We start from the raw sequence: 9,324 nt of genomic DNA, 5'->3' as shown, positions 1-9,324 counted from the left end.
GTGGACTGGGAGTCGGGGGCGGTGGAGCTGCTGACCGAGGCGCGTGAGTGGCCCGAGGTGGACCGCCCCCGCCGGGCCGCCGTCTCCTCCTTCGGATTCGGCGGTACCAACGCCCACGTCATCATCGAGGAAGCCGCGGCAGAGCCGTCGGCCGACACCCGGGCCGACACCACACCCGACGCGGCCGGCACCCCAGTGCCCCGGCCGGCCGGGGCACTGCCGTGGCTGCTGTCGGCTCGTACCCCGCAAGCCCTGGCCGCCCAGGCCGGAAGGCTTCTCGCCCTTGCCGAGACCTCGGACGACAAGCTCCGCCTGGACGTGGCCCACTCCCTGGCCACCACTCGCTCCCGCCACGGCCGTCGCGCGGCCGTGGTCGCGACCGATCGAGAGCAACTACTCGATGGCTTGCGGTCGTTGGCCGCGGGCCAGCCTGGCGCCGACGTGGTGGAGGGTGTGGTGTCGATGGGTCGGACGGCGTTTGTTTTTTCGGGTCAGGGTGCTCAGCGGGTGGGGATGGGGGGTGAGTTGTATCGGGTGTTTCCGGTGTTTGCGGGTGCGTTGGATGAGGTGTGTGGGGTTCTGGATCCGTTGTTGGGTGGTTCGTTGAGGTCGGTGATGTTTGCGGGGGTGGGTTCGGTGGAGGCGGGGTTGTTGGGGGAGACGGGGTGGACTCAGCCGGCGTTGTTCGCGTTCGAGGTGGCGTTGTTCCGGTTGTTGGAGTCGTGGGGTGTGGGGGTGGATCTGGTTGCTGGTCATTCTGTGGGTGAGTTTGCTGCTGCTCATGTGGCGGGTGTTCTTTCGTTGGGGGATGCGGCGGCGTTGGTGGTGTGTCGTGCGCGGTTGATGCAGGGGTTGCCGGGGGGTGGGGTGATGGTGGCGGTGGAGGCGGCTGAGTCGGAGGTGGTGGGGCTGGTTTCGGGGCGTGTGGGGGAGGTTGCGGTTGCGGCGGTGAATGGGCCTTCGTCGGTGGTGTTGTCGGGTGATGAGGGGGCGGTTTCGGAGGTTGCGGAGTATTTCGCGGGTTTGGGGCGTAGGACGAGCAGGTTGTCGGTGTCGCACGCGTTCCACTCGCCGCACATGGACGGCATGTTGGAGGAGTTCCGCACAGCGGCGAAACGTGTCCCGTACGGGCAGATCGGCATCCCTGTCGTCTCCACACTGACCGGGCGTCTGGCCTCGGGTGATGATCTGCGGACCGCCGACTACTGGGTCGACCAGGTGCGCAACGCCGTCCGGTTCTCCGACACCGTGACCACCCTCCACGAGCAGGGAGTCACCACCTTCGTCGAGATCGGCCCCGACGCCGTCCTCACCCCGCTCGTGCACGGCGCCCTCGCCGACCTCCAGGGCGCCGCACCCGCCGCGATCGCCCTGCTCCGCCGCGACCGGCCCGAATCGTGGAGCCTGGTGAGCGGACTGGGCGCACTGCACCTGACCGGGTCCCGCCCCGACTGGCCGGCCTTCTTCGACGGCACCGGGGCCCGCCGGGTGGAACTGCCCACCTACGCCTTCCAGCACCAGCGGTACTGGCTGGAGGCGGCCGAAGCACACACGGACGCCACCGGACTCGGACTTCAGCCGGGCGAACACCCCCTGATCGACGCGGCTTTGCGCCTGGAGGAGCGCGACGAGGCGGTGTTCACCAGCAGGCTGTCGCTGCGCAACCACCCCTGGTTGGCCGAGCACACCGCGGACGGCACGGCCGTTCTCCCGTCGGCCGCCCTGGTGGAGCTGGCGATACACGCGGGCGACGACGTCGGCTGCACCGCCGTCGACGACCTCACGCTCGTCACCCCCCTCCCGCTGCCCGCCGACACAGGTGTACAGGTACGGGTCACCGTCGGCGCCCCCGACCCGGCCGGCCGACGTCCGTTCTCCTGCCACGCCCGGCCCGATGACGGCGACGCCACCTGGGTGCGACACGCACACGGCCTGCTCACCTCCCTCCCGCTCGCCATACCCGGCACTCCTGACACGGCGCCGTCCTGGCCACCGGCGGACGCCGAGCCGCTGCAGACACCCGCTCTCCTGCGGGATCTCGCCGAAGCCGGCCTCGGATACGGTCCAGCCTTCCGGGGCCTCGGCGGGCTCTGGAAGCGGGGCGACGAACTCTTCGCCGAGGTCGAACTGCCCGGCGCGAGCGCCGAACAGGCACCCGACTACGCCCTGCACCCGGCACTCCTGGAAGCCGCGCTCCAGCCGCTGCTGCTCACCGACAGCAACCGGCGGGCGGGAACCGTGGCCCGCTGGCAGGGACTTCGCCTGTACGCCACCGGCGCCACCGCGCTGCACGTCCGCTTCACCCCGGCGGACACCCCGGGCGCCGCCCGTGACACCTACGGGATGCGACTCACGGACCCCACAGGGCAACTCGTTGCCGAAGCCGACGCCGTGACCGTACGACCGCTCGACACCGTGGCCCTCGCCGCGTCGGTCACCCGTGCCCACGACGCGCTCTTTCGGCTCCGCTGGACACCCAGTGCCCTCCCGGCAGCGGACGGCGCGCCCGCCCGCCGGGCGGTGCTCGACGAGAGCCGCCAGGGTCCGGACGCCTACCCGACCGTGGCGGCCGTCGCCGACGCGGTCGCCTCCGGCGCCCTTGTCGACGTCGTGCAGGTCTCACTGACCGGCGCGGTCGACACCTCCGTGGAGCCCGCCGCCGTCCGGGACACCGCCCGCCGGGCACTGACACTCGCTCAGGAGTGGCTCGCAGAGGAGCGGCTCGGGGACATGCCGCTGGTCGTGCTGACCTCCGGGGCGACGGCCGCCGCCGAGGGCGACGACGTCACCGATCTGGGTGGCGCCGCAGCCTGGGGACTGCTCCGTTCCGCCCAGTCCGAGGCTCCCGGACGCATCGTCCTCGTCGACCTCCCGGCCGGCACGACCCTCGCTCCGGACCAGGACGCACTCGTGGGTCGACTGCTGGCCGCCGGGGAGACCCAGGCAGCGTTCCGCGACGGGCAGATCCTGCTGCCAGGACTGGTCCGCGCGCCGCGCGACATGGTCGGGGCCCCACGGGTCTGGAACCCCGAGGGCACTGTGCTGATCACAGGCGGAACCGGTTCGCTCGGTGGCCTCTTCGCTCGGCACCTGGCATCCGAACACGGCGTACGCCATCTGCTCCTGGCGAGCCGGAACGGCGGCGAGGCCCCCGGAGCGGCGGAGCTCGCCGTCGAGCTCACCCGGCTCGGGGCCACCGTCACCCTCGCCGCCTGCGATGTCTCCGACCGTTCGGCCCTCGCCGCCCTGCTGGCACAGGTACCGGGCGAACACCCCCTGACAGGTGTCGTCCACACCGCCGGTGTCCTCGACGACGGCCTTGTCGGCGCACAGACCGGGGAGCGGCTTGCGGCGGTCCTGGCTCCGAAGGCCGACGCGGCCCTGCACCTGCACGAACTGACCCGTGGCAACGACCTGACCGCCTTCGTGCTCTTCTCGTCGGTCGCCGCCGTGATCGGCGGCCCCGGCCAGTCCACCTACGCGGCGGCCAACAGCCTCCTCGACGGCCTCGCCCACCACCGTGTCGCCCGCGGAATGTCCGCGACCTCCCTCGCCTGGGGCTTGTGGAAGCGGAGTTCCGGGCTGACCGGTGATCTGACCGACACCGATTTGCGGCGCATCGCCCGCAGCGGCTTTCGGCAGGTTCCCACCGAGCAGGGGCCCGCCCTGCTCGACCTCGCGCTCAAGACCGGGCATCCCTACGCCGTCGCCACCCCACTCGATCTCGCGGTGCTCCGGAGGCGTCCTCCGGTGCCCGTGGTGCTGCGCTCCCTCGTCCGTACGCCGGTACGAGCCGTGGCCCGCACCGCCGCCGACGACGGGAGCCTGCTCGCGGACCGGCTGGCCGGCCTGCCGGTGTCCGAGCGGCGCGAGGCGGTGCTCCAGGTACTGCTCGATGCCATGGCCGGGGTTCTCGGGCACGGCGACGCCAGGGGCGTCGACCGTGAACAGCCCTTCTCCCAGCTCGGGTTCGACTCGCTGACCTCGGTGGAACTGCGCAACCGGCTGGCCGCGGCGACCGGCCTGCGACTGCCCGCGACCCTCGTCTTCGACCACCCCACCCCCGACTCGCTGGCCGGCAGGCTTGTCACGGACCTCGTCCCGGGCAACGGACCCGACGGCGCGGGCGAGGCCGGGGAAGGCGTCGACCACGCGGCCGACATCCGGCTCGCCGACGACATCCGGCTCGCCGACGAGGTGGTGGGCCCCACGGCCGACCCCCGGGAGATCCTACTGACGGGGGCGAGCGGGTTCCTCGGAGCGTTCCTTCTGCGGGACCTGATGCGTACGACCCGGGCCCGCGTGCACTGCCTGGTGCGCGGCGAGGACGGGGCGCAGGCCCACGAACGACTGCGGCAGAACCTTCAGTGGTACCGGGTCTGGGACTCTGTCGACCCCGACCGGCTCAGCGTCGTGGTCGGCGACCTGGCCGAGGAGGGACTCGGACTCGCTCCGGAGGTCTTCGACGGGCTGGCCAGGGACGTCGACGTGGTCTACCACGCGGGCGCCACCGTCCACTGGCTCCACCCGTACACCGCGCTCCGGGACGCCAACGTCCGTGGCACCGAGGAGATTCTCCGGCTGGCGGCCAGGCACCGGACGGTCCCGGTCCACTACGTCTCTACGGTCGGCGTCTTCGAGGGACCGGTCGTCGCGGGTGTCCCGCTCAAGGTCACCGACAGCACCGGCCCGGCAGCGGCGCTTCCCAGCGGGTACCTGCAGAGCAAATGGGTCGCCGAACAGGTCGTCGGCCTGGCCAGGGAACGGGGACTGCCCGTTTCCGTCCACCGCGTCGACGTCATCTCCGGCGACCAGCGCAACGGCGCCTGCCAGACCCGCGACTTCGTGTGGCTCAGCCTGAAGGGCCTGCTCCAGGCACGGGCCGTACCCACCGGTACCCCGGGCCGCTTCCATCTGCTGCCCGTCGACTACGTGAGTGCGGCGATCATCGGCATCTCCACCCGTCAGGATACGGCCGGCGGTACGTTCCACCTGTTCAACCAGAGCTCACTGAGCCTGGCCGACTGCGTGACCTACCTGCGCGATCTCGGTTACGACCTGCGTGAGATCGAACCGGACGCATGGAACGAGGCGGTGCGGTCCGACCGGAACAACGCGCTCCTGCCACTCCTGCACGCCTTCGAGATGATGGCCTCGGACACGGACGGCTTCTACCCGGCCATCGACACCACCGAGACGGAAGCGGCGCTGACCGGCACCGGCATCAGCTGCCCGCCCCTCACCCGCGAACTGTTCGCCACGTACGTCGACTTCTTCGTGCAGGAGGGACACTTCCCGCCCGCGGGCTGAACCGGACAGCCCTGACGGGTGCGGGGCGCCGTGCGCGACCGGCCTACGACCAGGACCTGACCAGCCGAGCCATGTGCCGGCCGGTGGTGAGAAGCGGTTCCTCGCTGCGGAATACCTGGGAGGTCACCTCGGCGCCCTCCAGCGCGGCCAGCACCGTGCAGGCCAGTTCGTTGGCCTGCTGGACGGAGAACCCTGAGCGGGTGAACCGCGCGGACAGTACGCTCTGCCAGTTCCGCAGCGCCTCGTGGCAGGCCTCCTGGATACGTGGCGCGCGACCGAGAGTCTCCAGGGCCGTCGACGTGACCGGACAGCCTTCGGCCCAGCCCGACTCGCGCAGAGCGGTGGCGAGGTGCCGGGCGCAGTTCTCCACGGCCACGGCCGGATCGTCCGCGCTGTCCAGCCCCGTGCGCAGCATGTCTGCGAACTCCTGGTCGCCGTGCTGGATCGCCGCCACGGCCAGTTCTTCCTTGCCGCCGGGGAAGAAGTGGTACACGGAACCGAGCGTGGCTCCGGCCTCCCGAGCAATGAGCTTGATCCCTGTGCCCTCGTACCCCTGCTGCTGGAGCAGGCGCGACGCGGCACGCACGACGCGTTCACGCGTGCCGACAACAGCTTCCGCGCCCGTGCCGCGCCCGCCCTGCTGCTTGGTCTCCATGGAAACAATCTACTTGATAGAGCGCTCGTTCTGGTGGGCTGCTATATTGCTCTAGTTAGATCGATCGTTTTAGTGAGGCGATCCGGTCGCCCCGTCGTCGTATCGGCAATCCCCCGTCCGGGCGTCGGCGGGGCGACCGGCCCGTGAAGAACCAAGGAGAGCTCCTGATGAGCAAGCAGTCATTAACCCTTATCGGTCTGGGTCCCATGGGCCAGGCGATGGTCAACACGTTGCTGGACAACGGCCACCAGGTCACCGTGTGGAACCGGACTGCCAGCAAGGCCGAGGCGCTCGTGGCCCGTGGCGCCACGCTGGCCGCCAGTGTCGAGGACGCCCTCGCTGCGAACGAGCTGATCGTGCTCAGTCTCACGGACTACGACGCGGTCTACGCGATCCTTGAACCTGTCACGTCCTCCCTCTCGGGCAAGGTGATCGTCAATCTCAGCTCGGACACGCCGGAGAAGGCCCGTGAAGCCGCCAAGTGGGCGGCCAAGCACGGGGCGAAGCACCTCACCGGCGGCGTGCAGGTGCCCCCGCCGTTGATCGGCAAGCCCGGCTCCTCCACCTACTACAGCGGTCCCAGGGACGTCTTCGACGCCCACGAGGAGACCCTGAAGGTTCTTACCAACGCGGACTTCCGCGGTGAGGATGCCGGCCTCGCGGCCATGTATTACCAGGCCCAGATGACCATCTTCTGGACCACGATGCTCAGCTTCTACCAGACCCTCGCGCTGGGCCGGGCGAACGGCGTCTCGGCGAAGGAACTGCTGCCGTACGCCACGATGATGACGCAGATGATGCCGCACTTCCTCGAGCTGTACGCGCAGCACGTGGACGACTCGGAGTACCCGGGCGACGTGGACCGTCTGGCCATGGGCGCGGCCAGCATCGACCATGTGCTGCACACCCACAAGGACGCCGGGGTCAACACCGTGCTGCCGGCCGCCGTTGCCGAGATCTTCCACGCCGGTATGGCAAAGGGATTCGGCGAGAACAGCTTCTCCAGTCTCATCGAGGTGCTGAAGAAGCCCGAGGCCTGATCCTCAGGTCCTCACTCCGGAGCCCGGGTATTGGGTTGCCCGCGGCGGCGGGAGCCGGGTGTCCTCATCGGGGAGTGCCACTCCGATGAGGACACCCTGGGCCTCCAGGGACTGAGGCTGGGGGCTGAGGCGTCATCAAAGGCCCCAGCCCCCGTACTCTCGTTCCGTGCCGCCTCATCCCGCCGTGCGTCAGGCGTCGAGGAGCTTCAGACACCCATGATCGGGGGTGCCCAGGTGTCCCGTCCCCGAAGAGCCGACAGATCAGGCCAGTTGGACCGCCTGGGCCGCGGCCCGGAAGCCCGACTCGATCGCGCCCTCGATGAACGCTCCGTGCCAACCCGTCGCGATGTCGGCGCCCGCGAACAGGATGCGGCCGTGCGGCTGCTCGATCCGCGGGAAGAGCTGCAGCAGATGATTGGGTCGACGCAGGCCCCAACCGCCTCCGCTGTACTGGTCCTTGGCCCACTCCATCGCCTGGTAGCGCAGCACGGTCGCACCGGGCAGGAACTGCTGCACGGCCGTCTGGACGTTGGCGGCGCTGCTGACGTTCAAGGACGGACCCGCGAACGCGATGAACAACCGGCCCTCGGAGAGCTGCTGCTGAGGCACCATCAGCAAAATGTCAGAGCCCTCGCCGGCCTGCGCCGCCGTCGCCGGGACGGTGCCCTTGACCTGTATCCACATCTTGGTGGCGTGAGGAATGCCGATGCCCTGAGAGGTGGCCTGGGTGTGGGCCGCGGGCAGTCCCGGGCTGAACGTGATGTTCTTCCACACGTTGGTCGGCGTGCACACCACGACCACCCGCGAGGTGAACTGAGCGCCCGCGGCCGTCTCGACAGTGACCATCCCGCTCGACTCGGTGACCTTCTTCACCGGCGAGTTGAGCCGGATGTCGGCCTGAGCCTCGTTGAACATGGCCTGCAGGGCGGCGGTCATGCCCAGGCTCGGCCGGAGGCTCATTGTGGTGCCGTACGTTCCGTACGAGCCCCCGGAGAGCTGGATCCACTGGGCCATTCCGGTCAGCGAACCCCGGCTGCTGGGGCCGCCGGAGTACACGGACGTCTCACCGTTGAGCCACTTCAGTTCGGTCGGCGACAGGCTCAGCTGGCCGAGCCGGTCGGCCAGTGAGAGCGGGTCGACGGACGCGAGCAGGTCCGATCGGAACAGTGGTTCGGCGGGCCGCTCGAAATACTTCTCCGATCCGGCGTAGAACTCGCCCCACAACTGACCGAGGGCGTCGTACGCCTCGGCGGGTGTGTGGTTCTTGAAGCCCTGATCATTGGGGAGGACGACCTGCTCGGCGGCGACGTCCTCGAACGTGCTGAGCTGGTAGCGCTTGAGTTCCTTGTGGATCAGCGGCTGCTGCGGTCCTAGCCAGCTGCCGCCTATCTCGACCTGGGTACCGGCGAAGGTCCCGGTCCAGACCCGGCCGCCGATCCGGCCGCGCGCTTCGAGGACCAGCGGACGCAGCCCCTTCAGAGCGAGCTCCCTGGCCACGGTGCCACCGGCGTAGCCGGCGCCGATGACTATGGCGTCCACCACTGCGGCCTCCTTGGCCCGAGCCAGGCCGGCGGTGGCCGGTATGAGGGTGGTGGCCAGTGCGGTCGCGCCCGCGGCCTTGAGAAGGCCCCGGCGGCCGACCCGGCGGTCGGCCGAACGGTTGGAATGGGTGCCACGGAAAGACATGGAAGTGCTCCACTGATGTTGGTGGTCGGTTGTTCGTCGAGAGGGTGAGAGAGCCCGCCGAGGCAGGCTGGAACGAAGTCGACTGACGTCGCATGAATGCCGCGGCCGACAGGCGCGCGCACGGTATGGAGGGTTGTCGGATCCATGCGGAGACAACCCGTCGTCAGTGTCGTGACCTACATTCCGACCCTCTGCGTGAAGGATTGGGTGCCGAGGAAGCCGGTCTCCGTCGCACCCTGGGCAAAACGGTGCGGAAATCCGCCAGAGGCGGTTGGCGTGTTCATGGTCAGGCGGCCACGTTGCCGCCGGAACGCCCGGCCGGACAGAACTCTTCCCCCGATGGACTGTCAGCGTGTTCCCGGATGTTTCTGGTCATGGTTCCCCCGTGCGGTGCCTCGGCTCAAAACGTCCTTGTTTTCTTTGCGCCGAATCCTTGTCCACGACTGTAAAGGGCATGATCCATCACCTGGACTATGTCCATCCATTGCCCGGTAATAATCTGCACATTCATGTTTCGTGGTGAACCTCTTCGGGAACCACGGCGCTCACCCCGGTGCTGCCGGCGGTTCGTGGCTTCCCGGCCTGTCGTGGAGTCGCCGTGCGGTCGGGTCTTGAGTATCGGCAGCCCGAAAT

The 9,324-nt window shown here is 69.4% G+C and carries 5 protein-coding genes; 2 read left to right on the top strand and 3 right to left on the bottom strand.

Annotated elements, in window-relative coordinates; all coding sequences use genetic code 11:
• The first annotated feature begins 21 nt into the window (after positions 1–21).
• Positions 22–5,310 (top strand): thioester reductase domain-containing protein, encoded by a 5,289-nt coding sequence (locus tag ACFVH5_RS42270; protein ID WP_385839001.1) that lies wholly within the window; start codon positions 22–24, stop codon positions 5,308–5,310.
• A gap of 43 nt (positions 5,311–5,353) precedes the next feature.
• Here the strand turns inward: ACFVH5_RS42270 and ACFVH5_RS42265 are convergent, their stop codons facing one another.
• Positions 5,354–5,965 carry a TetR/AcrR family transcriptional regulator gene (locus ACFVH5_RS42265; protein WP_385839000.1) on the bottom strand — a complete coding sequence of 204 codons (612 nt, stop codon included), beginning with the start codon at positions 5,963–5,965 and terminating at the stop codon, positions 5,354–5,356.
• 167 nt (positions 5,966–6,132) lie between these two features.
• Here ACFVH5_RS42265 and ACFVH5_RS42260 point away from each other — a divergent pair, with 167 nt between their 5' ends.
• A complete protein-coding gene (locus ACFVH5_RS42260) occupies positions 6,133–7,005 on the top strand; it encodes an NAD(P)-dependent oxidoreductase (RefSeq protein WP_385838999.1) in 873 nt (290 codons plus the stop codon).
• A gap of 261 nt (positions 7,006–7,266) precedes the next feature.
• Here ACFVH5_RS42260 and ACFVH5_RS42255 read toward each other — a convergent pair whose 3' ends face one another.
• Positions 7,267–8,691 carry a flavin monoamine oxidase family protein gene (locus ACFVH5_RS42255; RefSeq protein WP_385838998.1) on the bottom strand — a complete coding sequence of 475 codons (1,425 nt, stop codon included), beginning with the start codon at positions 8,689–8,691 and terminating at the stop codon, positions 7,267–7,269.
• Positions 8,692–9,091: 400 nt separating this feature from the next.
• On the bottom strand, positions 9,092–9,324 hold a 233-nt coding region (locus ACFVH5_RS42250; protein WP_385838997.1), incomplete at its 5' end, for a hypothetical protein.

Source organism: Streptomyces sp. NPDC127119 (assembly GCF_042677425.1).
Taxonomy (GTDB): domain Bacteria; phylum Actinomycetota; class Actinomycetes; order Streptomycetales; family Streptomycetaceae; genus Streptomyces.
The sequence above is the reverse complement of the archived record's forward strand: the minus strand, read 5'-3'. Positions and strand labels throughout refer to the sequence as shown.

Coding starts and splice junctions, on each gene's coding strand:
- ACFVH5_RS42260 (WP_385838999.1), top strand. CDS start 6,133: ATGAGCAAGCAGTCATTAACCCTTATCGGTCTGGGTCCCATGGGCCAG.
- ACFVH5_RS42255 (WP_385838998.1), bottom strand. CDS start 8,691: ATGTCTTTCCGTGGCACCCATTCCAACCGTTCGGCCGACCGCCGGGTC.
- ACFVH5_RS42265 (WP_385839000.1), bottom strand. CDS start 5,965: ATGGAGACCAAGCAGCAGGGCGGGCGCGGCACGGGCGCGGAAGCTGTT.